The following is a 23669-nucleotide window of genomic DNA, read 5'->3' on the forward strand; positions in this document are numbered from 1 at the left end:
GAGGCGGCGCTCGGCGGACGAACCGGGGTCCCGGATGCCGGACCCCCAACGCCGAACCCCCAACGCCGGACCCCCAACGCCGGATCGGGACGCCCGGGTCAGCCTTGAATAATGGGTGGCCCCTCGACCGGGGCACACCGGATCAGGACCACCCTCCCGGGTCAACCTCAGGGGACGTGCCATGACCCACGCACCGTCACACATCCCGCGCTCCGGCATCACGCGCCGGGCCGTCGTCGCCGGTGGCGTCGGCCTGCTGGTCGCCGGCCTGGGGGCCTGCGTCAGCACCCCGGCCCCGCGCGGACCGGCGCCGATCTCCGTAAACTTGGCGCTGGTGGCCGACGATCAGGTCAACCCGAACCCGGCCGGGCGCGCGTCGCCGGTGCGGGTGACGGTGTTCTGGTTGCGCCAGGCGGCCGCCTTCCAGAACGCCGACTTCTTCGCGCTGGCCGACGATCCGGCGGCCGTGCTCGGCGACGACCTGGCCGGCAGCGAGACGCTGTTCGTGCGGCCGCAGAGCCAGCAGAGCCTGTCCGGCGGTACCCGGCCGGGGGTGGCCTATGTCGGCGTGGTGGCGGCCTACCGCGACCTCGACGGCGTGTCCTGGCGGGCGCTGGCCAGCCTGGCCCCGGGCCAGCGCAATGACCTGGTGGTGCAGCTCGGACGGTTCGGGGTCACCATCGCGCAGCGCGCCGTCACGGCGCGACGGCCGGACGCGGCGGACGGACAGGGGGCGCGATGACGGCGCGGCATCGGGGGGGCGGCGCCGGCACGGCGGCACCGGTGGGGATCGAGAGCAGGGGCGGGGGCGAACATGGGTTGGCGCAATAGGGTCGTCTGGTCGGAGGGCATGTTCCTGCGGGCGCAGCACTTCCAGCAGGCCGACCGGGCGCTGGAAGGGCTGATCCAGGACCGCACCGCCGACATGACGCCCTATCCCTGGGGCATCAGCGCGCTTGGCGTGGACGCCGAACTCCTGGAGACCGGCCGCTTCGCGGTGACCGAATGCCGCGGCGTGCTGCCCGACGGGACCCCCTTCGCGATCCCCGACGAGGCCGATCCGCCGCCGCCGCTGGAGGTGACCGACAAGGCGCGCGGCGCCGAGGTGTTCCTGACCCTGCCGCTGCGCCGGCCGGGCCTGTCCGAGATGGCCATGGACAGCCGGGGCGAGGCCACGGCCCGCTTCATGGCGGCGGACTTCGAGGCCCTGGATACCATCGCCGGGTCCGACGTCACCGCCGACGTGCAGGTGGCCCGCCAGCGCCTGCGCTACCGGCTGGAGGGGGAGGATCGCGCCGGCTACGCCTGTCTGGGGCTGGCGCGCATCGTGGAGGTGGACGCCAACGGCCGCGTCAAGCTGGATCCGGCCTACATCCCGCCCGCCCTGGTGTGCCGGGCCGCGCGGCCGCTGTTCGCGGTGCTGACCGAAATCCAGGGCCTGTTGCATCACCGCGGCGAGGCGCTGGCGGCGCGGCTGGCCCATTCCGGCACCAAGGGGGTGGCGGAGATCGCCGACTTCCTGCTGTTGCAGGCCACCAACCGCTACGAGCCGCTGCTGGCGCACTGGGCGACCAGCGGCGAGGTGCATCCGGAACGCTTCTACGTCCTGTGCCTGGAGATGGCCGGCGAACTGGCCACCTTTGCCGCCCAGTCGCGGCGGCCGGCGCGCTTCCCGCCCTATCGGCACGAGGACCTGCAAGGCTCCTTCGATCCCGTCATCGCCGATCTGCGCCAGTCCCTGAGCGCGGTGCTGGAACAGACCGCGATCCAGCTCGACCTGCGCGCCACCAAGTCGGGCGTGCTGGTGTCGCCGATCTCCGACCGCAGCCTGCTCAACCAGGCGGTGTTCGTGCTGGCGGTGCGCGCCGAGGTCTCCACCGAGGTGCTGCGCCGGCATTTCCCGCATCAGGTCAAGATCGGCCCGGTGGAGGACATCCGCCAGCTCGTGAACTCGGCGCTGCCCGGGATCGACGCCCGCCCGCTGGCCGTGGCGCCGCGCCAGATCCCGTACCACGCCGATTTCGTCTACTTCGAGCTGGACAAGTCCGGCGAGTTCTGGCGCCGGCTGGCCACCTCGGGCGGCATCGGCATCCACATCGGGGGCGACTATCCGGGGGTCGAGATGGAGCTGTGGGCGATCCGGCAGTGACGGGGTCATGACGGGCCGGCCGCCGCGCGGCGGTGCAGGCAGGGGGAGGGCGGACGGCGATGGCCGACGACGACAACAACGATCCGTTCAGCGAGCCGGGCGACATTGATCGCACCGTGATCCGGCCGACGCCGGGCCGGCGCCCCCCCGGGGGTGGCGGACCTGGCGGCGGACCTGGCGGCGGGCAGGGGCGCGCCGCGCCGCCGCCGCGCCAGCCCGCCCCGCCACCCCCACCGCCCGCCGCGGCGCGGGGGCCGTCGCCGTTCGAGGAACCGGAGCCCGCCGACGCCCCGGCGCGGCCGTCCCCGGGCGGCGCCCGGGCCGAACCGGGGCGCGGCGAGGGCGGACGCGCCACCGCCGGCGGCGGGGCGACCGCGGCGCCGGTCGGCGACATCGCCGAATCCCTCGCCGAACGCTCGCGCCACAACCCGATCGTGGCCGCCGCCGCGCCGCTGCTGAGCCTGATCGCCCGCCTGCGTCTGGGCGGCACCCACCGCGATCCGGACGCGCTGCGCGACCGCGTCATGGACGAGTTCGAGAGCTTCAACCGGCGCCTGAAGACCACCGACGTGCCCGAGGATCAGCATCGCACCGCCCATTACGTGCTGTCCGCCACCATGGACGACGTGGTGCTCAACACCCCCTGGGGGTCGGGCTCGATCTGGGCGCGCGAGGGCATGACCGTCTGCTTCCACGGCGAGGCCTACGGCGGCAAGCGGTTCTTCAACCTGCTCAAGCGCATGAGCGACAACCCGGGCCGCAACGGCCGGGTGCTGGAACTGATCTATCTGTGCCTGTCGCTGGGCTTCGAGGGCGAGATGCGGGTGCTGGACCGCGGCCGCAGCGAGCACCGCCGCACCCGCGACGGCCTGTACCGGTTGCTGGCCGACATCCGCGGCGAACTGCCGGAGGACCTGTCGCCGCACTGGCGCGGCGTGACGGCGGGTCACCGGCCGGTCTCCTCGCTGATCCCGGTGTGGGTGATCGTCAGCGCCACCGCTGTTGCCCTGGTGTTGCTCTACCTGGGGTTCGCCTGGTGGCTGAACTCCGACAGCGATGATCTCTACGCCGCCTTCGCCGGGCTGCCGCCGACCGGGGCCATCGTCATCGAACAGGTCACCCCGCCGCCGCCGCCACCGCCGGAGCCGCCGCCCGAGGTGGAAACCCAGGTCGAGCGGGTGCGCGGCTTCCTGGAGCCGGAAATCGCGGAGGGCTTGGTCAACGTGCTGGAGAACGCCCAGGCGATCACCATCCGCCTGCGCGCGCGCGGCATGTTCGAGTCCGCCTCGGCCACCGTCAGCGAGCGGTTCAGCGAGGTCATCCGGCGCGTCGGGCTGGCGCTCAACGACGAGCCGGGCACGGTGGTGGTCGAGGGCCACACCGACTCGCTGCCCATCCGCACCGTGCGCTTCCCGTCCAACTTCGACCTGTCGCTGGCCCGCGCCGAGGCGGTGCGCGACCAGCTCAAGCCGCTGCTGACCGATCCGTCGCGCCTGACGGTGGAGGGCAAGGCGGCGACCGAGCCCATCGCCGACAACGGCACGCCGGAGGGCCGTGAGGCCAACCGCCGCACCGACATCATCCTCATCAAGCAGGGCACCTGACCGGCCCTGCACCCCGACAGCGACGGATGCCGACCGTGAGCAAGATCGCCTCCATCCTCAAGAGCGGCTGGTTCATCGGCCTGATCGGAACCCTGTTCCTCATCCTGCTGGTGTGGCTGCTCGGCCCCCTGATCGGCTTCGGCAGCGCCCGGCCGCTGGAAGGCATCGCCGCGCGCCTGCTGGTGTCCCTGATCCTGCTGGTGATCTGGGCCGGGTTCGTGGTCTGGGGCGTGCTGCGCCGACGCAAGCGCCAGGCGGCGCTGGTCGAGGGGGTGGCCGCGAACGCTGCCGCGGGGGGCGACGCCGGCCCGGAGGTGGAGGCGCTGCGCAAGGGGCTGGAGCGCGCCCTGGGCGAGTTGCAGCGCATGCGCCGCAAGGACGGCAAGAGCGGCCGTCAGTACCTGTACGAGCTGCCCTGGTACATGATCATCGGCCCGCCGGGGTCGGGCAAGACGACGGCGCTCTTGAACTCCGGCCTCGGCTTTCCGCTCGGCACCGACCCGCAACAGGCCAAGGTCTCGGGCGCCGGCGGCACCCGCAACTGCGACTGGTGGTTCACCGACGAGGCCGTGCTGCTGGATACCGCCGGGCGCTACACCACCCAGGACTCCGACGCCGCCGTGGACGCGGCGGCTTGGGGCGGCTTTCTGGGCATCCTGCGCAAGGCGCGCCCGCGCCAGCCGGTCAACGGCCTGATCGTGGCGATCAGCGTGTCCGACATCCTGACCGCCTCGGAACAGGAGCGCCGCGCCCACGCCCTGTCGATCCGCAAGCGCATCGCCGAGCTGTACGACCAGCTCGGCCTCAGGCTGCCGGTCTACGTGCTGCTGACCAAGGTCGACCTGGTGGCCGGCTTCGTCGAGTTCTTCGCCGACATGCGGCGCGACGACCGCGCCCAGGTGTGGGGCATGACCTTCCCGTTCCGCGACCCCAAGCGCGATGAGGGGGCGGACCCGCTGGACCTGTTCCCGGGCGAGTTCGACCTGCTGCTGGAGCGGCTGGAACAGCGGCGCGTCGACCGCTTGCACCAGGAGGACGACTACGCCCGCGCCGGCCTGATCGCCGGCTTCCCGCTCCAGGTGGCCTCGCTGCGCGAGCCGGTCATGCAGGTGCTGGAGGAGGCGTTCCGCGCCGGCCGCTACGAGGAGCCGGTGCTGCTGCGCGGTGTGTACTTCACCAGCGGCACCCAGGAAGGCACCCCCATCGACCGCGTCATGGCCGGGCTGGCCGGTCGCTTCGGCGTGCCGCCGGCGCGCTTCGGCGCCTTCCGGGGCCAGGGCCGCAGCTACTTCATCACCCGGCTGCTGCGCGAGGTGCTGTTCCAGGAGGCCGGCATGGTCGGCCGCAACCGCGCCGTGGAACGCCGCCAGCGCCTGATCCGCGGCGGCGCCATCGCCGCCGCCGCCGTGGTGCTGCTGACGGCTGTCGGGCTGTGGACCTGGAGCACCATCGTCAACCTGGACCTGATGGCGCGGGTGACGGACGGGCTGGCCCAGTACCGCACCCAGGTGGCGCAGATTATTCCAGGCGACGGCGAGACCATGGTCGTGGAGTCCTCCGACCTGCTGCCGGTGCTGCCGCCGCTGGAGACGCTGCGCACCCTGCCGACCGGCTATGCGGAGAAGGACGCGCCGCGCCCGACCGGCTCCGGCTTCGGGCTCTACCAGGGCGACAAGCTGGCCCAGCAGACCCGCACCGCCTACCGCGAGGCCCTCAACAGCCTGCTGCTGCCGCGCCTGACCTACCGCCTGCGCGAGATGCTGGTGCAGGCCCAGGAGACCGAGGCGCTGTACGGCCTGCTCAAGATGTATCTGATGGTCGGCGGACAGGGACCGGTGAACCCCGCGCTGCTGCGCCAGTGGGCGCATTTCGATGCGACCCGGCGCTACCCGGGCGCGCGCAACGAGCCGGCGCGGACCGCCATCGACGGCCATGTCGCCGCGCTGACCGAGGCCACGCTGCGCACCATGCCGGTGGACGGCCCCCTGGTGCAGCGCACCCGCGAGATCCTGCAACGTCAGCCGCTGGCCGAACGGGCCTATGCCCTGATCCGCAACAGCCGCGCCGCCAAGGCGCTGCCCGAGTGGCGGGTGATCGACGCCGCCGGTCCGGCGGGCCGGCGCGTGTTCGTGCGCCGCTCCGGGGCCGGCCTCGACGAGGGCATCGACGGCTTCTACACCTACGACGGCTTCCACACGGTCTTCCTGCCGTCCCTGGTCGACGTGGCGCGCGAGGTGGCGTCCGAGAGCTGGGTTCTGGGCGCGGCCGCCACCCTGGACGACGCCCAGATCCGCCTGCTGGAGCGCGACCTCGCCGCGCTGTATATGGACGACTACGTGGCCGAGTGGGACGGCCTGCTGGGCGACATCGCTATCAAGCCGTTCGAGACCGCGAACGAGGCCACCGAGGTGCTGGCGATCCTGTCGGGCGCCAACTCGCCCCTGCGCAACGTCCTGTATGAGGCGGCGCAGCAGACCCGGCTCGCCCGGCCGGAGGCGGACGGCGGCATCAGCGGCGCCATTGCCGGCCTGACCGCCGGCGGCAGCGCCACCCAACAGGCCGAGACGGTGGAACAGGCCGCCAGCGAGGCCCGCCAGGTGACCCAGACCCTGGGCCTGGGCACCGGGGCGCTCTCGACCATCGAGCGGTTGGCCGGCATCTTCTCCGACACCAGCTTCACCGGTGGCGGGGGCGGCATCGGCGGCGGCCTGGGCTCCGGCGCCGCCAGCGAACGGGCGCTGCCGGGCCAGTTCGTCAACGACCGCTTCCGTGCGCTGCACGAGTATGTGCTGGCGATGGATGGCGGCGCGCCACCTCTGGACGGAACCATCCGCCAGCTCGAGCAGGCCTACAACGAGCTGCGCCGGGTCGCCGACGGTGGCGGTAGCCTGGCCGCCATGACCGGCGTGGCCGGCGGCGGTGGCGGCGGTGGCGGCGTGGACGCCGTCCGGCGCCTGGAAGACGAGGCCGCGCAGGTGCCGGCGCCGCTGGCCGGCTGGCTGGAGCACATCGCCTCGGGCGGTCAGTCGGTCGCGGTCAGCAGCACCCAGGAGACCCTCAACGACGCCTGGACCGCCGATGTGCTGCCGCTGTGCCGTCAGGCCCTCCACAACCGCTATCCGTTCGCGTCCGGCAGCGGCAGCGACGTGGCCCTGGCCGACTTCCAGCGGCTGTTCGCGCCCAACGGCCTGATCGACGGCTTTTTCCGGCAGAACCTGATGCGCTACGTCGACATGGGCCGCAAGCCGTGGCGCAGCCGGCGCCACAACGGCATCGACATCGGCCTGTCGCGCGCCACCCTGGCCCAGTTCGAACGCGCCGCCGCCATCCGCGACGCCTTCTTCCCCACCGGCGGGCTCCAGCTCAGCGTCCCGTTCGAGGTCACGCCGGTGTCGCTCGACGCCGGCGCCGACAGCGTGGTGATGGAGATCGACGGCCAGACCGTCCGTTATGCCCACGGGCCGGTGCAGGCGGCGCGGCTGAGCTGGCCCGGATCGGGCGGACGCACCCGCCTGACGTTCCAAAGCGCGGCGACGGGACAGCCATCCATGGCGGCGTTCGCGGGACCATGGGCGTTCTTCCGCCTGCTGGACCAGGGCCGGCGCATGGGCGGCGGCACCGGCGATCGCTTCCGGGTCCAGTTCAGCGCCGGCGGTCATGCGGCGGTGTTCGAGATCCGGGCCGGCAGCGTGATGAACCCGTTTAACCTGCCGGCGCTGAAGGCGTTCCGCTGCCCCGGGTCGCTGTGAGGGGGGCGATGATGGCCGAGACGGGGGGTGGGATTGGCTTCTTCGGCAAGCTGCCGGCGCATGGCGACTTCGTGCGCCGTGGCCTCGACCACGCCGTGGCGGCGGCGTGGGACGGCTGGCTGGGCGCGCTCATGATGGCCCTGCGCGAGGACCTGGGCGAGGACGACTGGCTGGACGCCTACCTGACCGGGCCGGTGTGGCGCTTCGCCACCGGCGGTGGGCTGGCGGGCCTCGACGGGGTGGCGCGCACCGGCGTGCTGGTGCCGAGCGTGGACCGGGTCGGGCGCTACTTCCCGCTGGTGATCGCCGCCGCCGCCGAGGGGTGCGAATCCCTGGCCGCCGCGGCGCGCGACGGCACCGCCTTGCTCGACGCCCTGGAGGCGCTGGCCCTGCGCGCGCTGGACGAGGACGACGAGTTGGAGGCCGACGCGCTCCAGGCGGCACTGGACGATCTGGCGTGGGACTGGCCGACGTCGGGCCGGGGGGCCGACGCCGCCGGGGTGTGGGTGCCGCTCGGCGGCGCGCAGCCGGGCGACGCGGTCGGCGCGGTGTGCCACCTGCTCGATGGGGCCGGGCGGCTGTCCCCAGGTGGGGCCGACGGCCTGTGGTGGACGGACGGCTCGGAGCGGGTCGAACCCGGCGTGCTGCGGGTGCACGGCTGGCCGCGCCCCACCGCCGCGGTGGCGCTGTTCGATGGGGCCTGGGGGGCGCGCGGCTGGCTCGGGCCGGACCCGGACCGGGGATAGCACCCGGGCCAGCCCAAGACCAACAAGACCAACAAGACCAAGAAGGCCAAGAAGACCAAGAAGGGACAGGGCATGCAGACCCAGACGGACGGCTACGTCACCGATATTCCGTACACGTCGCAGGCCTATCCGGCGCTGGCCCCCGTCAATCTGCTGATGGCCGCCACCCTGGCCGGGGTGCACCCGCCGGTGCTGGAGCCGGGCGCGGTGGTCTGGGAGCTGGGCTGCGGTCACGCGGGTGGTCTGATCGCGGCGGCCGTGGCGCATCCCGCCTGCCACTTCTTCGGCGTCGACTTCAACCCGGCCCATATCGCCGGGGCGCGCCGGCGCGCCGCCGACCTGGGGGTGACCAACGTCACCCTGCTGGACGCCGACTTCGTCGACCTGGCGCGCGAACCGGGTGCCCTGCCGGGCTGCGACCTGGCCGTCATCCACGGCGTCTACGGCTGGATCGGCGCGCCCGAGCGGGCGGCGGTGCGGGCGCTGCTGCGCCACGGCGTGCGGGCCGGGGGGCTGGTCTACCTGAGCTACAACGCGATGCCCGGCTCGGCCGCCATGGGCATCGTGCAGCGGGCATTGCGGGAGGCCGCGTCGCTGGTGACCGGACGCAGCGACCACCGCCTGCGCCACGGGATCGAGCGCATCAAGGCGCTGCGGGCCGCCGGCGCCCTGCACCTGAGCGGCGGCGGCCTGATGGAAGGGCTGTTCGAGAAGCTGGACCAGGCCGATCCGGCCTATCTGGTGCACGAGTACATGAACGCCTCCTGGTCGGCGCTGTATCACAGCGACGTGGCGCGCGACATGGCGGAGGCCCGGCTGGAGTACGCCGGTAGCGCCGTCCCCTATGAGAACTTCCCCGAACTGATGCTGACGCCGGCCCAGGCCGAGGCCCTGGGCGAGGTGTCGGTGCCGCACGTGCGCGAGACCCTGCGCGACCTCTTCATCAGCCGGATCCTGCGCAAGGACCTGTTCATGCGTGGCGTGCGTCGAATGACGGAGGGGGAGCGGCACCACAGGTTGCGCGAGACCCTGATGTGCGCGGCCGTCAATCCGGCCGAGGCGGCGGACACCCTGTCGGTTCCGGCCGGGGAGATCACGCTGTCGCCGAAGTTCCGCGCCGCCGCCGAGGCGCTGTGGGAGGGCGGACCGCAGACGCTGGGTGCCCTGGTGGACGGCCCGCTGGCCGGGGCCACGGACACCACCCTGGAGTCGGCCGCGCTGCTGGTGTCCGCCGGCTTCGCCTGGCCGTGCCTGGCGCCGCCGCCCGAGTCGGCCGTGGCCACCAGCCGGCGGGCGTTGGCGCGGGGGGCGGCGGCGGTGCGGGCCGGCGGGCTGGGGACCCGGGTGACCGCCCTGGCGCCGCGGCTCGGCAGCGCGTTCGAGCTGTCGGGGCTGGAGTGCCTGGTGCTGGACGGCCTGTGGCAGGGCGTCCCGGATCAGACCGACGCCTTGGTGGAGCACGTCTGGGGGCCGTTCGAGGCCGTCGGCGAGACCCTGTTGAACAAGGGCGAGCGCATCGACGACCCCACCCGCTGCCGGGCGCTGCTGGCCGACATGGTCGGCCGCATGCGGCCCGACCGGCTGCCGATCTGGCGCGGCCTGGGCATGCTGCCGGAGACGGTCGTGCGCGCCTGATCAGGCCCTGAAGTGGGCGATGATGGTCAGGGTGCCGATGATGATGAACCCGATCCCCGCGATCAGCTTGAGCGGCACCATGGTGAGCGTGCGTTCGGCCATCGTGCCCAGCGCCACCGCCGCCGCGGTGGAGGCGACCAGCGCGCCGGCGGCGGCCAGGAACACGAGCAGCGGGTTGAGCTTGCCGTCGGTGGCGAACAGCAGGGTGGCAATCTGGGTCTTGTCGCCCAGTTCGGCCAGGAACACGGTCACGAAGATGGCGAGCAGGGACTGGACCACGGGGGCGGGCTCCCTTGGTGAAGGTGGCGGGATGCCCGGTCCATAGCATCGGCGGCGTGGAAAGACGAGAGCTTGCGGCGTCCCGGGCGCGGCTCACGGGGCGGCGGCCGAGGGGTCCTCGGTCGCGGTGGGGGCGCGCGACAGCGGCGCGTCGGCGGCAAGGTTCGCCGTCCCGCTTGCCTCGCCGCTCGGGTCGGTCTCCTGCAACACGTCGAGTTCGACCGCCAGCGGTTCCTCGATCACGCCCGGCGCCGGCACCGGGGCGGTGGGGAGTGGCGGGACCCCGGGGGCCGGCCTGACCAGATCGGGCGCGAGCCGCCAGCGTTTCGGGGCCTGGCCGAAGAAGGCGCGATAGCACTTGGTGAAATGGGAGGCCGACGTGAATCCGCTCGCCACCGCCACCTGAAGGACGGTCAGCGAGGTCTGGGCCAGCAAGGCGCGCGCCCGCCACAGCCTAAGGTTGAGGTAGTAGCGCGACGGCGACACCGATAGATGCTTCTGGAACAGCCGTTCGAGCTGGCGTTCCGACACCCCCACGTCCCGGGCCAGGTCGTCGACCGGGATCGGCGTCTCCAGGTGCGCCTCCATGCGGGCGATGGCCGCCAGCACCTTGGGGTGGCTGATGCCGGTGCGCTCGCGCAGGGCCAGGCGTTGCGGATCGTCGGGCCGGCGCACCCCGGTGTGGATCAGCGCCTCGGCCACCTTCATGCCCAGCGACTCGCCGTGCTCCGACCGGATCAGCGCGATCATCATGTCGAGCGCCGCCGCGCCGCCGGCGCAGGTGAAGCGCTCGCCGTCGACCTCGAACAGCGTGGCGGTGATCTCCAGGCGGGGAAACTCCTCGGCGAAGCCCTCCATGTTCTCCCAATGGATGGTGCAGCGCACGCCGTCGAGCAACCCGGCCCGCGCCAGCGCCAGCGCGCCGGTGCACAGCCCGCCGAGCGAGATCCCCTTGCGCGCCGCCTGGCGCAGCCATCCGGTCACGGCGCCGTTGCGGAAGCCCTCCATGCCCAGGCCGGCGCACACGGCGATGGCGTCCGGCTGGTGCGGCGAGGCGCCCATGCGCCCGTCGGGGAGGATGTGGATGCCGGTGCTGGCCACCGCCGGGCCGCCGTCGACCGTCAGCATCTCCCAGGTGTACAGGGTCCGGCCGGCCAGCCGGTTGGCGGTGCGCAGCGGCTCGACGCTGGACGTGAACGCCAGCATGGAAAAGCCCTGGAGCAGAAGGAACTGGAAATGGCGGGCGTCGCCGTCCCGTCTGGCCTTGAACATGTCCGCCTCTCAGGCCGCGATCCTTTCGCCTGTCGGCACCGGCCCCGAACGCGGGCGCCGGGCGGAGTTCCTCTATCACAGCGCAAAAAGGGCGGGGGCGTAAACACGGAAAGTGTTCGGCCGCGTATCAATCGGCAGCGGGTGGCACGGCGAGGGGGCTCTCCCGCCGGGCGGCGGCGCGCAGCACCTGCGGCGTGGCGCCGTAGGCGGCCTTGAGGTGGCGCGAGAAGTGGGACGCGTCGGCGAACCCGCACTCCTGGGCGATCTCGGTGAAGCTGCGCTGCGAGCGGGTGACCAGCCAGTGGCCGTGCTGGAGCCGCAGCCCGCGCGCGTAGGCCGAGGGCGTGGTGTTCAACTCGTCGCGGAACAGGCGTTCGAGCTGGCGCCGCGACAGCCCGATGCGCCGCGCCAGATCGCCGGCCCGCGGTGGCGTCGCCAGCGTGTGTTCGAGAATGCGCAACGCCCGGCGCAGGCGGGGGTCGCGCACCGGAACCCCGCCGGTGGCGATGTCCATCGGCTGCGGGGTGTCCGGCGGCCGGGCCCCGTCGCTGACCAGGATGTGCAGCGCCTTGCGCGCGGCGGCGGTGCCGAGGTGGCGGTCCACCAGCCACGCCGCCAGGTCGACGGCCCCGGTGCCGCCGGCGCAGGTGATGCGCGGCCCGTCGACCACGAACAGGCGGTCGGCCACCGGGGTGACCTCGGGGAACGCCTTGACCAGATCCCAGTAGTGATACCAGGACACGCAGCACTGCCGCTCGCGCATCAGGCCGGCGTCGATGAGGGTGAACACGGCGGTGCACAGGCCCACCAGGGGCACCCCGGCGGCGGCGGCCTCGCGCAGATAGCTCAGCACCCCCGGGGCCTGGACCGGCCCCTGATGGATCAGGCCGCCGACCACCACGATATAGTCGAAGCCGCGCGGCGCACGCAGGCCATCGTCGGGCGTCACCCGGGTGCCGCAACTGGCGCGCACCGGGCGGCCGTCGGCGGTCATGATGGTCCAGCGCGCGGCGATCGGGCGGCTGCGGTCGCCCTCGTCCGCGGCCAGGCGCAGCACGTCGACGAACCCGGCGAACGGCAGCAGGGTGAAGTCCCGCAGCAGCAGGAATCCCACCTTGAGGCGGGCCTCGGTCGCGGCCGGTGGGGACATGGGGCGACACGGCTCCCAGCTTGTGCGCATGCGTCATGGCGATGGGGCAAGCGGTGCCCCGGCCGCGCCCGCACGCCCGCGGCACAATGAAGTGATTTCAAAGGGTCACCGGGCGCGGGCCGGGAGTCAACACGGCCCCGTCCGCCATGTCGCAAATATGCAAGAGGGCTGTCCCACCTGTTCTAGTCATGTCGCGTTGGTTCACGCTCTGCTGGCGTTCGGATGTGCGGCCTCGGGCCGGACCGCCGACCCACCGGAGGGGAGGGCGTCGTGACGCGGTATTCGATCTGGTCGCTGGCGCGCAACGCGCTGTCCCATCACGCCGATTGGCCGCGCCAGTGGCGCAGCCCGGCGCCGCGTCCGGCCTACGATGTGGTCATCGTCGGCGGCGGTGGCCATGGCCTCGCCACCGCCTACTACCTCGCCAAGGAACACGGCATCGCCAACGTGGCGGTGCTGGAGAAGGGGTGGCTGGGCGGCGGCAACACCGGGCGCAACACCACCATCGTGCGCTCCAACTACTTGTGGGACGAGAGTGCGGCGCTCTACGAGCTGTCGTTGAAGCTCTGGGAAGGGCTGTCCAAGGACCTGAACTACAACGTCATGCTCAGCCAGCGCGGGGTCCTGAACCTGGCGCACAGCCTGGGCGACGTGCGCGCCGGGCGCCGCCGCGCCGAGGCCAACCGTCTGAACGGCATCGACTCGGTGTGGCTGGAGCCGGAGGGGGTCAAGAAGGTCTGCCCACCCCTCAACACGTCGGCGTCGCTGCGCTACCCGGTGCTGGGCTCGACCTGGCAGCCGCGCGGCGGGACCGCGCGGCACGACGCCGTGGCCTGGGGCTATGCCCGCGCTGCCGACGCGCGCGGGGTCGACATCATCCAGACCTGCGAGGTCACCGGCATCCGCCGCGATCCCGACGGCCGTGTCGCGGGCGTGGAGACCACACAGGGCTTCATCGGCGCCGGCAAGGTGGGGATCGTCGCCGCCGGGCACACCTCGGTGCTGGCGGCGATGGCGGACATCCGGCTGCCGATCCAGTCGCACCCGTTGCAGGCGCTGGTCTCGGAGCCGATCAAGCCGGTGCTGGATTGCGTCGTCATGTCGGGCGCGATCCACGTCTACGTCAGCCAGTCCGACAAGGGCGAACTGGTCATCGGCGCCGGCATCGACGGCTACAACTCCTACGCCCAGCGCGGCAGTGTCCACGTGCTGGAGCATCAGACCGCGGCCTTGTGCGAGCTGTTCCCGGTGTTTGCGCGGCTGCGGATGATGCGCACGTGGGCCGGCATCGTCGACGTCTGCCCCGACGCCTCGCCGATCCTGGGCAAGACGCCGGTGCCGGGGCTGTTCATCAACGGCGGCTGGGGCACCGGCGGGTTCAAGGCAACGCCGGGCTCCGGCTACGTGTTCGCCCACACCATCGCCCGCGACGAGCCCCATCCGGTGGCGGCGCCGTTCGCCCTGGAGCGGTTCACCACCGGCGCGCTGATCGACGAGCACGGCGCCGCCGCCGTGGCGCATTAGGCAGGACCGCCACCCGTCGACCGCCCACCGAAAGGGTCCATCCATGCTGCTGATCGAGTGCCCCTGGTGCGGGCCGCGCGAGGAACCCGAGTTCCACTACGGCGGCCAGGCCCACGTGGTCCGGCCCGCCGATCCGGCGGCGCTGTCGGATGCGGACTGGGCCGCCTACGTATTCCTGCGCGATAACCCCAAGGGAGTGTTCGCCGAACGATGGTGCCACACCGCCGGCTGTCGGCGTTGGTTCAACGTGCTGCGCGATACCGTCAGCCACCGGGTGCTGGCGGTCTACCGCATGGGCGAGACGGCTCCGGCGGTCGACCCGGCGCTGGTGGAGGGCGCGCGATGACCGAGCATACCCAGGACGGCCGCCGGCCCGACGGCGGCCTGATCGACCGCAGCAAGCGGCTGCGCTTCCGCTTCAACGGCCACTGGATGGACGGCCACCCGGGCGACACCCTGGCCAGCGCGTTGCTCGCCAACGGGGTCCATCTGGTGGGCCGCTCCATGAAGTATCACCGGCCGCGTGGCCTCCTGGCCGCCGGGCCTGAGGACCCGGGCGGCCTGGTCCAGCTTCACGGCCAGGACCCGGCGCGCACCGACCCCAACTGCCGGGCCACCCAGGTTCCGCTGGTGGACGGCCTGGAGGCGGACAGCGTCAACGTCTGGCCGTCGGTCGAGCGCGACCTGGGCGCCGGCCTGGGGGCGGCCGAGCGCATCATGGGGGCCGGGTTCTACTACAAGGTGATGCACGGCTCCCAATGGATGTGGCAGCACGGCTTCGAACCGCTGATCCGCCGCGCCGCCGGCTTCGGCAAGGCGCCGACGCAGCCGGACCCGGACCGCTACGACCACCGCCATGTGCACTGCGACGTGCTGATCGTCGGCGCCGGCCCGGCCGGGCTGGCGGCGGCCCAATCAGCGATATGCTCCGGCGCGCGCGTCATCCTGGCCGAGCAGGACGAGCGCCTGGGCGGCAGCCTGCTGGCCCGCGACCGCCGCATCGACGGCTGGTCCGGCCCGGACTGGGTCGCCGCCGTCGAGGCCCGTCTGCGCGCCTGCCCGGCGGTGCGCCTGCTGCCGCGCACCACCGTGACCGGCTACTACGACCGCAACTACCTGGTGGCGCTGGAGCGGGTCACCGATCACCTGCCGCTGGACCAGGCCCCGGCCGGGCGGCCGCGCCAGCGCCTGTGGCACATCCGTGCCGCCCGGGTGGTGCTGGCGACCGGCGCGCACGAGCGGCCGCTGGTGTTCGGCGACAACGACCGCCCCGGCATCATGCTGGCGGGCGCCGCGCAGGCCTACCTGCACCGCTGGGCGGTGCTGCCGGGGCGCGACGTGGTGCTGTTCACCAACAACGATGCCGCCTACGAGGCGGCGCTGGACCTGCACGCCGCCGGGGCTTCGGTGCGGGCGATCGTGGATTCCCGACTGGAGCCCGGGCCGGGGCTGCCGGCGCGGGCGCGGGCGGCGGGCCTGCGCATCATGACCGGCTACGTCATCGGGGGCACCACCGGTACCGCGCGCGTCACCGGGGCGAGCGTGACCAAGCGGGACGGCGCCGGCCGTGCGCTGCCGCATGCCCTCGACACCGTGGCCTGCGACCTGCTGCTGGTCTCCGGCGGGTGGTCGCCGGTGGTGCATCTGTTCAGTCAGTCCGGCGGCCGGCTGCGCTACGACGACGACCGGGTGGCCTTCGTGCCCGACCGGGCCGTGCAGGATCAGGCGTGCGTGGGGGCCTGCGCCGGCACCGTCGCCCTCGCCGAGTGTCTGGCCGAGGGCGCGGCCGCCGGGGCCGAGGCCGTCCGCCGGGCCGGCTTCGATCCCGGACCGGCCCGGCCGGCGCCGGCGGTGGTGGCACCCGAGCCCGGCACCATCGCACCGCTGTGGTGGGCACGGCCGGCCGCGGGCCAGGAGCACGCCTGGGGCAAGCCGTTCGTCGACTTCCAGACCGACACCACCGCCCACGACATCCGCCAGGCCGCGCGCGAGGGCTTCGAGAGCGTCGAGCACGTCAAGCGCTACACCCTGACCGGCTTCGGCACCGACCAGGGCAAGACCGCCAACATCAATGCCTTGGGCATCCTGTCGGAAACCCTGAACCGGCCGATCCCGCAGGTCGGCACCACCACCTTCCGTCCGCCCTACACCCCGGTGACGTTTGCCGCCATGGCCGGACGCGACCGCGGCGACCACCTGGACCCGGCGCGGCTGACCGCGATCCATGACCGCCACGTGGCGCTGGGCGCGGAGTTCGAGGACGTCGGCCAGTGGAAGCGGCCGTGGTACTACCCCCACGCCGGCGAGGACATGGCCGCCGCCGTGGCCCGCGAGTGCCGGGCGGTGCGCGAGGCGGTCGGCGTGCTGGACGCGTCCACCCTGGGCAAGATCGACATCCAGGGACCGGACGCCGCCGAATTCCTGAACCGGGTCTACACCAACGCCTGGAAAAAGCTGGCGATCGGCCGGGTGCGCTACGGCGTCATGTGCCGCGAGGACGGCATGGTGTTCGACGACGGCACCACCGCGCGGATCGACCAGGACCGCTACCTGATGACCACCACGACCGGCAACGCGGCGGCCGTGATGGATCACCTGGAGGCGTATCTCCAGACCGAATGGCCGGACCTGCGGGTGCGCCTGACCTCGGTCACCGAGCAGTGGGCCACCGTGGGCCTCGCCGGGCCGCGGGCGGGGGTCCTGATGGCGCGCCTCGCGTCGGGTCAGGACCTGTCGCCGGCCGCCTTCCCCTTCCTGAGCTGGCGCCTGGCGGTGGTCGCGGGGCTGCACGCCCGCGTCTTCCGGATCAGCTTCACCGGCGAGTTGCAGTACGAGATCAACGTCCCCTGGCACCAGGGCGGGGCGTTGTGGGACGCCATCCTGCGGGTCGGGGTTGACCTGGGGGTCACACCCTACGGCACCGAGACCATGCACGTGCTGCGCGCCGAGAAGGGCTTCATCATCGTCGGCCAGGAGACCGACGGCACCCAGACCCCGGGCGACCTGGGGCTGGACTGGCTGGTCTCGAAGACCAAGCCGGACTTCATCGGCAAACGCTCGCTGAGCCGGCCGGACATGCTGCGGCCCGACCGCAGGCAATTGGTCGGCCTGCGGCCCAAGGACCGGCGCCCCAAGGACAGTCGTCAGGTGTTCCCGGAGGGCAGTCAGATCGTGGAGCCGGGGGCGGCGCGGCGGCCGCCGCCGGTCCCCATGCTGGGGTTCATCACCTCCAGCTACTGGAGTCCGGCGCTGGACAGCGGCTTTGCGCTGGCGCTGGTGGCCGGCGGGCGGGCGCGGATCGGCGACACCGTGTCGGTGGCGCTGCCCGACGGCGAGCGCCCGGCCGTGATTTGCGATCCCGTGATGTACGACAAGGAAGGAGCGCGCCGTGATGGACACCCCGACGCTGCCCGCCGCGCTGCTTGAACCGTCGGATCCGGCGGCCGGTCCGACCGCCGGATTCGGCGCCCCCGGTGGACCGGGCGGGCGCTGGGAAAGCCCGCTCTACCCGTTGGAACGGGCGATGGCGGCGGCCAGCGGCCCCTTGGTCACGCTGTCCTCGACGCTGCCGCGCACGGCCCTGACCCTGCGCGCGACCGAGGGCCTGCTGCCGGAGATCGGGCGCCTGTACGGGGTCACCCCGCCGACCACGCCCAACACCTGGACCGCCAGCGCCGACGGTCGCCGGCTGGCGCTGTGGCTGGGGCCGGACGAGTGGCTGCTGGTGGCCCCCGACGGCACCGCCCCGGCGCTCGAAGCGGCGATCCGCGAGACCCGCGCCAACGATGGCTGGCTCGGGGTCACCGACACCTCGCACACCTACACGACGCTGGTGCTGACGGGGCCGCGGGCGCGGCTGGTGCTGTCCAAGGGCTGCACGCTGGACCTGCATCCGCGCGCGATCGGCGCCGGCGCCTGCGTCCAGACCCTGCTTGCGCGCACCCGGGTGCTGTTGCGCTTCACCGACGACGGACCGGACCGGGCCGACGCCATCGAGGTCTGGGTGCGCAACTCGTTCGCTCGCTACACGGTGGCGTGGCTGCTCGACGCCATGACCGGCATCGCCGCCGAGCCGGGGGATTTCTGAGCCGGGAGCCTGCGGGCGCGCGCGGCGACGGGCCCGCGCCCCGCATCCCGGACCGCGCACCCCCGATGATGACCCAAGACCAAAAACCAGAACCGGACGACACACCGACACGCCACCGATAGGGGGCGCCGCACCAGGGAGGGTCGGATGAAGGATCAAGCGCGCGTTGTGGTCATCGGCGGCGGCGTCGTCGGCGTGTCCACGCTGTATCACCTGGCCGCCAAGGGCTGGTCGGACGTCGTGCTGCTGGAGCGCCGGGAGCTGACATCGGGCTCCACTTGGCACGCCGCCGGGCTGCTACCCCTGTTCAACATGAGCTATTCGGTGGGTCAGATCCACAAGTACTCGGTCAAGTTCTATCAGGCGCTTGAGGCGGAGACCGGGCAGGACGTCGGCTTCCGCAACGTCTCCAACATCCGCCTGGCCCAGACCCGCGACCGCATGGACGAGTACCGCCAGTACGCCGGCGTGGCCGAGACCATCGGCGTCGAGGTCAGGTTCCTGACCCCTGAGCAGGTCCAGGACATCTGGCCCCTGTGCACCATCGAGGGGCTCATCGGCGCCATCCAGCACCCGGCCGACGGCTACATCCAGCCGGCCGACCTGACCCAGGCGCTGGCCAAGGGCGCGCGCGCCCGCGGGGCGACCATCCACCGCAACACGACCGTCACCGGGCTGTCCCAGAAGCCGAACGGCGAATGGGTGGTGGAGACCGACAAGGGGACCATCACCTGCGAACACGTGGTCGCCTGCACCGGCAACTTCGCCCGCCAGACCGGCCGCATGGTGGGGCTGGACGTGCCGGTGATCCCGGTCGAACACCAGTTCATCGTCACCGAGCCGCACCCGGAGATCGTCGCCCGACGCAACCAGGGCCTGCCTGAGATGGGCGTTTTGCGCGATTCCGATAACGCCTGGTACATGCGCGAGGAGAACGGCGGCCTGCTGCTGGGGCCGTACGAGACGGGCGCGCCCTGCTGCTATGTCGACGACCCGCGTCCCGACACCGAATGGGAGCTGTTCCAGGGCGACCTGGAGCGCCTGGAACCGCATATCGAGGGCGCCATCTTCCGCGTGCCGGCGTTCGGCGAGGTCGGCGTCAAGCAGGTCTACAACGGCGCCATCGCCTACACCCCGGACGGCAGCCCGATCATCGGCCCGGCCTGGGGCCTCAGGAACTTCTGGCTCAACGAGGGTCACAGCTTCGGCATCACCGCGGCCGGTGGGGCGGGCTGGCAGATCGCGGAATGGATCGTCGAGGGCGAACCGAGCATCGACATGCTGGGCGTCGATCCGCGCCGCTTCGGCGACTACGCCACCAAGGGATACCTGCGGCGCAAGAACGAGGAGGCCTACGCCAACGTCTTCACGGTGCACTTCCCGGACGAGGAACGCCCGGCCGGCCGGCCCCTGCGCACCGCGCCGTGTTACGAGCGCATGCGGGACCTGGGTGCGGTGTTCGGCCAGAAGTTCGGCTGGGAGCGCCCGAACTGGTTCGCGCCCGAGGGCGTGCCGCGCGAGGACCACTGGTCGTTCCGCCGTTCGCGCTGGTTCGACCACGTCGGCGCCGAGGCCCGCAACGTCGCGGAGAATGCGGGCCTGCTGGACATGACGGCGTTCGCCAAGGCGCGGATTTCGGGCCCAGGGGCGGAGGCGTTCCTGGACCGGCTGGTGGCCAACCGGCTGCCGCAGAAGACCGGCCGGGTCGGGCTGTGCCATGCCCTGACGCCGCGCGGGGGTGTGCATTCCGAGTTCACCATCCAGCGCGAGGGGCCGGACCTGTTCTATCTGGTGTCCGCCGGCGCCTGGCAGCGGCTCGACCATGACTGGCTGCGCCGGCACATGCCGGACGACGGCTCGGTGCAGATGCAGAACCTGACCGGGGCCATGGGCGTGCTGGTCCTGGCCGGGCCGAAGGCGCGCACGGTGCTGGAGCGGGTCAGCGACGCGGACTTCTCCAATGCGGCCTTCCCGTGGCTGTCGGGCCAGGAGATCGTCCTCGGCATGGCGCCGGTGAAGGCCCTGCGCGTCAACTTCGTCGGCGAGCTGGGCTGGGAGTTGCACCATCCCATCGAATATCAGAACCACATCTTCGACACCCTGATGGCGGCCGGCGCCGACCTGGGCCTGAAGCCGTTCGGCATCCGCGCCATGGACACGCTGCGGCTGGAGAAGTCCTACCGCATGGTGGGCACCGAAATGTCGATCGAGTACGCCGCCTACGATTCCGGGCTGGATCGCTTCCTGAGGCCGGACAAGGGCGACTTCATCGGCCGCGACGGCCTGCTGCGCTGGCGCGACGCCGGGTTCCGGAACCGCTTCGTGACCCTGGCCGTGCACGACGTCACCGACGCCGATGCGCTGGGCAACAACCCGATCTACGACGGCGCGGCGCTGGTCGGGCGGGCCACCGGCGGCAACTACGGCTTCCGCGTCGAGCAGTCGCTGGCCCTGGGCATGGTCCACCCGGATCTGGCGGCGGAGGGCACCGAGCTGTCCATGGACATCCTCGGCACCCGGCACCGCGTCACCGTGATCCCGGAGAGCCCGTACGACCCGGGCAACCTGCGCCTGCGCGGGGTGGCGCCGAACTGATCGTGTCTTGGCCGGCCCTTGTCCTGACCAGTCAGGACAAGGGCCGGGCGCCGCCGCGTGGCGCCGGCTCATCAGTTGGTCAGCCGCTCCATGATGGCCGGCAGGTGCACCTGGTCGCCCTTGTAGTTCCCGGTCAGGGCGTACAGCACCACGTTGATGCCGAACCGATAGGCCATCTCGCGCTGGCGGTTGCCCCCGGGCACGGTGGCGAACAGCGCCTGCCCGGTGGCGTCGGTGGCCCAGGCGCCGGCCCAGTCGTGGCCCCCGACGATCACCGACGCCACCCCGTCGTGGGTGCTGGGGTCGGCCTCCACCCACACCGTCTGGCCGTCGGTCCGGCCCGGGAAACGGTCCAGCAGGTAGAAGCTGCGGGTCAGAACGTGGTCCTCGGGCAGCGCCGCCAGCGGCGGGATATCGACCCCGGCCAGCGTGGTCGCCGGGTCGCCGCCCGGGTGCACGTCGAGCAGGATCATGCCGCCCGTGCGCAGATAGTCGTTGACCCGCCCCCGGGCGCGCCTGTCCACCGGCGCCTGACCCGGGGTGACCGGCCAGTACAGCAGCGGGAACACCGCCAGCGGATCGCGCGCCACGTCCACCGCGACCGGCTCCGCCAGTTCGGCGGAGGTGCGCCGCGCCAGCACCGTGGTCAGCGTGCGCAGGCCGGCCGCGGAGACGCGGTCGGTCTCGCCGTTGCCGGTCTCCACCCAGGCCAGCCGGGTCTCCAGCGCGCCGGCCAGGGCGAGCGGGTCCATGCTCGTCTCGCCGCCCGCGCCCGTCCCCGTTCCGGTCTGGGTCTGGGCCAGGCCCGGGATGGGGGCCGCCAGCGCCAGCGCGAGCAGCACCGCCCCCGACGCGGCCGCCGTCCGCGCCGCCCGGGGCGTGCCGGTCCCCGGCGGCCGGCCCAGCAGGCCGCGCAGGACCAGGGCCACCACCAGATCGACCAGCGCCAGCACCAGTGCCGCCGTCAGCAGCACGGGCTTGAGGTCGCGTTCGGCCACCGCGGTGTCCAGGCGGGCGTCCACCACCCCCGACGGCAGCCGGCCGAGCAGGCGCGGCGTCTCCAGGGCGGCACCGAGATTATGGGCGTGGCGCTGCCCGGCCGGTCCGTAGAGGCCCGGGGGATGCGCCGGGTCGACGCGCGGGTCCGCCACCAGCGCCGCCGGCAGCGGGCGCGTGCCCGGCGGCGGGTCGGCGAGCCGCCCGACACCGTCCAGCACCCGGTGGGGCGCCAGCGCGCCGCCCTCGGCGGTCGCGGCTGCGGCGCCATCGACGCCGCGGCTGGTCTCGATCAGGCGCCGCAGCATGTCGACGAACAGGCCCGACATCGCCAGCGACGACCAGCGCGGGTCGGCGGTGACATGGACCAGCACCACCCGCCCGCGCTCCAGCGGCGCCCCCGTCACCAGCGGCGTGCCGTCCGCCAGCCGCGCCCAGGTGCGCGCCGCCAGGTCGGGTGACGGTTCCGCGAGCACCTGGCGCGCCACCGCCACGTCGGCCGGCGGAGCGAGACCGGCGAACGGGCCGTCGGCCGGGAACGGCGCCAGGGTCCCCGGGGCGGTCCAGGACAGCGCCCCGCCCATGGCGCGCTCGCCCGGGCGCAGGCGGACCGGCAGAAGGGCGGGGTCCAGCGGCTCCAGGCGCGGTCCCGCGAACCGCACCAGGGTGCCGCCGCGCCGCACCCAGTCCACCAGCGCGGCCACGGCGTCGGCGTCCGGGCGGGCGCCGTCGGTCATCAGCAGCACCGACAGCTCGCGTTGCAGCAGGGCGCCCGGGGGGCCCTCGCGCAGGTCCGCGACCGGGGCCAGGGCCTGGCGGATGTAGTGGGCCTCATCGAGCAGCGGCACCGGCGCGCGCCCGGCCGGCGCCTCGCTGACCAGCCCGACCGGGCGCCGGCGCCAGCCATCCCCCAGCAGGGCCACCGCGCCCGCGCCGGCGTGGTCGGCGATATCGAGCCGGCGCAGGTCGGCCGCCAGTTCCGCCGGCACCTCCAGGGGCACCTCGGTGGCGGCCGCGCCGGCCGGCAGCGCGGCGGCGACCGCCAGGGCGACGCGGCCCTCGGCGTCCAGCGCCCGCACGGTCAGTGCCCGTTCGGGCAGCGGGTCGCCGGCCGGCCGCTCCACCGTCACCGTTGGCGTCGCCGCGCCGGGGGCGGGCGGGCGCAGGATCAGGGGGCTCCGGCCCGGCCCGGCGCGCCGCACCTCCAGCCGGCCCAGGGCCTGCAACCGCTCCGTCAGCGCCCGGGTGCCGGGGGCATCGAGGCCGTCGTGCATCCACAGGGCGCCGCCGCGCTCCGGCAGCGCGGGCTCCAGGCGGGCCAGCGCGGCCGTCAGGTCCTTGCCCCAGGGCTTGGGCCCGAGCGCCCGCAACGCGGTGGCGGCCTCCGTCGCCACCATCGGCTCGGGTGCGCGCGCGACCGCATCGGGCGCCGGCGCCGCCGTCGGCAGCAGCAGCACCGGCCGACCCTCGCGCTCCAGGCGGTCGGCGAGGTCGAGCAGGACGGCGCGGCGATCGTCCCAGGTGGGCGCCGCCGCCCAGGTGTCGTCCACCACCAGCACCAGCGGTCCCTCGCCCCGGCCGGTGGCGTCGGGGTAGAGCAGCGGGCCGGCCAGCCCCAGGATCACGAGCGCGGCGATCACCAGCCGCAGCAGGATCAGCCACCAGGGGGTGTGCACCGAGGCGTGCTGTTCGGCACGCAGCCCGAACAGGAGCTGGATCGCGGGGAAGCCGAGCCGGCGCGGGGCCGGCGGCGTCGCCCGCATCAGCCACCACAGCACCGGCAGCGCGGCGGCGGCCAGCAGCACCCAGGGCGCGGTCAGCGCCAGCGGACCCAGACTCAGCATGCGGCGGCTCTCCCGTTCGGTCCCGTCACGGCGTCCTTC

At 73.2% G+C, this 23669-nt stretch carries 15 protein-coding genes; 11 read left to right on the top strand and 4 right to left on the bottom strand.

Annotation, left to right across the window (positions count from 1 at the left end):
- Window positions 1–181: 181 nt before the first annotated feature.
- From tssJ to GGD88_RS19155, 6 genes are all read left to right on the top strand, one after another.
- Complete coding sequence (gene tssJ / locus GGD88_RS09830; protein WP_184434875.1) at window positions 182–742, top strand: type VI secretion system lipoprotein TssJ; 561 nt, start codon at window positions 182–184, stop codon at window positions 740–742.
- 72 nt (window positions 743–814) lie between these two features.
- On the top strand, window positions 815–2149 hold the full coding sequence (gene tssK / locus GGD88_RS09835; RefSeq protein ID WP_184434879.1) for a type VI secretion system baseplate subunit TssK: 1335 nt from the start codon (window positions 815–817) through the stop codon (window positions 2147–2149).
- Window positions 2150–2208: 59 nt separating this feature from the next.
- Window positions 2209–3753, top strand: coding sequence for a type IVB secretion system protein IcmH/DotU (icmH, locus tag GGD88_RS09840; RefSeq protein WP_184434881.1), 1545 nt, complete (start codon window positions 2209–2211; stop codon window positions 3751–3753).
- 35 nt (window positions 3754–3788) lie between these two features.
- Complete coding sequence (gene tssM / locus GGD88_RS09845) at window positions 3789–7502, top strand: type VI secretion system membrane subunit TssM (protein WP_184434884.1); 3714 nt, start codon at window positions 3789–3791, stop codon at window positions 7500–7502.
- 8 nt (window positions 7503–7510) lie between these two features.
- Entirely contained in the window at window positions 7511–8248 is a 738-nt protein-coding gene (gene tagF, locus GGD88_RS09850) for a type VI secretion system-associated protein TagF (RefSeq protein WP_184434887.1), read from the top strand.
- A 72-nt stretch (window positions 8249–8320) separates the two neighbouring features.
- Window positions 8321–9883 (top strand): class I SAM-dependent methyltransferase, encoded by a 1563-nt coding sequence (locus GGD88_RS19155; RefSeq protein WP_184434890.1) that lies wholly within the window; start codon window positions 8321–8323, stop codon window positions 9881–9883.
- Here the strand turns inward: GGD88_RS19155 and GGD88_RS09860 are convergent, their stop codons facing one another.
- The 3 genes from GGD88_RS09860 to GGD88_RS09870 form a co-directional block, all read right to left on the bottom strand.
- Window positions 9884–10162: a TMEM165/GDT1 family protein gene (locus GGD88_RS09860; protein ID WP_184434893.1), complete on the bottom strand. Its 279-nt coding sequence runs from the start codon at window positions 10160–10162 to the stop codon at window positions 9884–9886.
- A gap of 93 nt (window positions 10163–10255) precedes the next feature.
- Window positions 10256–11434, bottom strand: a complete 1179-nt coding sequence (locus GGD88_RS09865; RefSeq protein ID WP_221237091.1) for a GlxA family transcriptional regulator — start codon at window positions 11432–11434, stop codon at window positions 10256–10258.
- A 127-nt stretch (window positions 11435–11561) separates the two neighbouring features.
- Complete coding sequence (locus GGD88_RS09870; RefSeq protein WP_184434896.1) at window positions 11562–12584, bottom strand: GlxA family transcriptional regulator; 1023 nt, start codon at window positions 12582–12584, stop codon at window positions 11562–11564.
- A gap of 270 nt (window positions 12585–12854) precedes the next feature.
- On the opposite strand from GGD88_RS09870, the gene GGD88_RS09875 reads away from it, so the two are divergent.
- From GGD88_RS09875 to GGD88_RS09895, 5 genes are all read left to right on the top strand, one after another.
- Entirely contained in the window at window positions 12855–14108 is a 1254-nt protein-coding gene (locus GGD88_RS09875) for a sarcosine oxidase subunit beta family protein (protein WP_184434898.1), read from the top strand.
- A 43-nt stretch (window positions 14109–14151) separates the two neighbouring features.
- Window positions 14152–14454 (top strand): sarcosine oxidase subunit delta, encoded by a 303-nt coding sequence (locus GGD88_RS09880; RefSeq protein WP_184434901.1) that lies wholly within the window; start codon window positions 14152–14154, stop codon window positions 14452–14454.
- Window positions 14451–17534: a sarcosine oxidase subunit alpha family protein gene (locus tag GGD88_RS09885; RefSeq protein WP_184434904.1), complete on the top strand. Its 3084-nt coding sequence runs from the start codon at window positions 14451–14453 to the stop codon at window positions 17532–17534. Before GGD88_RS09880 ends, GGD88_RS09885 begins: the two co-directional genes overlap by 4 nt.
- On the top strand, window positions 17500–18195 hold the full coding sequence (locus tag GGD88_RS09890; RefSeq protein WP_184434907.1) for a sarcosine oxidase subunit gamma: 696 nt from the start codon (window positions 17500–17502) through the stop codon (window positions 18193–18195). The genes GGD88_RS09885 and GGD88_RS09890 overlap by 35 nt, the downstream gene beginning before the upstream one ends.
- Window positions 18196–18342: 147 nt before the next feature.
- Entirely contained in the window at window positions 18343–20790 is a 2448-nt protein-coding gene (locus tag GGD88_RS09895) for a GcvT family protein (protein WP_184434910.1), read from the top strand.
- A 71-nt stretch (window positions 20791–20861) separates the two neighbouring features.
- On the opposite strand, the gene GGD88_RS09900 is transcribed toward GGD88_RS09895, so the two are convergent.
- Window positions 20862–23630: a DUF4159 domain-containing protein gene (locus GGD88_RS09900; protein ID WP_184434915.1), complete on the bottom strand. Its 2769-nt coding sequence runs from the start codon at window positions 23628–23630 to the stop codon at window positions 20862–20864.
- Window positions 23631–23669: the final 39 nt, after the last annotated feature.

Source organism: Roseospira goensis, assembly GCF_014197795.1.
In the GTDB taxonomy this organism is placed as follows: Bacteria; Pseudomonadota; Alphaproteobacteria; order Rhodospirillales; family Rhodospirillaceae; genus Rhodospira; species Rhodospira goensis.

Coding starts and splice junctions, on each gene's coding strand:
- tssJ (WP_184434875.1), top strand. CDS start 182: ATGACCCACGCACCGTCACACATCCCGCGCTCCGGCATCACGCGCCGG.
- tssK (WP_184434879.1), top strand. CDS start 815: ATGGGTTGGCGCAATAGGGTCGTCTGGTCGGAGGGCATGTTCCTGCGG.
- icmH (WP_184434881.1), top strand. CDS start 2,209: ATGGCCGACGACGACAACAACGATCCGTTCAGCGAGCCGGGCGACATT.
- tagF (WP_184434887.1), top strand. CDS start 7,511: ATGATGGCCGAGACGGGGGGTGGGATTGGCTTCTTCGGCAAGCTGCCG.
- GGD88_RS19155 (WP_184434890.1), top strand. CDS start 8,321: ATGCAGACCCAGACGGACGGCTACGTCACCGATATTCCGTACACGTCG.
- GGD88_RS09865 (WP_221237091.1), bottom strand. CDS start 11,434: ATGTTCAAGGCCAGACGGGACGGCGACGCCCGCCATTTCCAGTTCCTT.
- GGD88_RS09870 (WP_184434896.1), bottom strand. CDS start 12,584: ATGTCCCCACCGGCCGCGACCGAGGCCCGCCTCAAGGTGGGATTCCTG.
- GGD88_RS09880 (WP_184434901.1), top strand. CDS start 14,152: ATGCTGCTGATCGAGTGCCCCTGGTGCGGGCCGCGCGAGGAACCCGAG.
- GGD88_RS09885 (WP_184434904.1), top strand. CDS start 14,451: ATGACCGAGCATACCCAGGACGGCCGCCGGCCCGACGGCGGCCTGATC.
- GGD88_RS09890 (WP_184434907.1), top strand. CDS start 17,500: ATGGACACCCCGACGCTGCCCGCCGCGCTGCTTGAACCGTCGGATCCG.
- GGD88_RS09895 (WP_184434910.1), top strand. CDS start 18,343: ATGAAGGATCAAGCGCGCGTTGTGGTCATCGGCGGCGGCGTCGTCGGC.
- GGD88_RS09900 (WP_184434915.1), bottom strand. CDS start 23,630: ATGCTGAGTCTGGGTCCGCTGGCGCTGACCGCGCCCTGGGTGCTGCTG.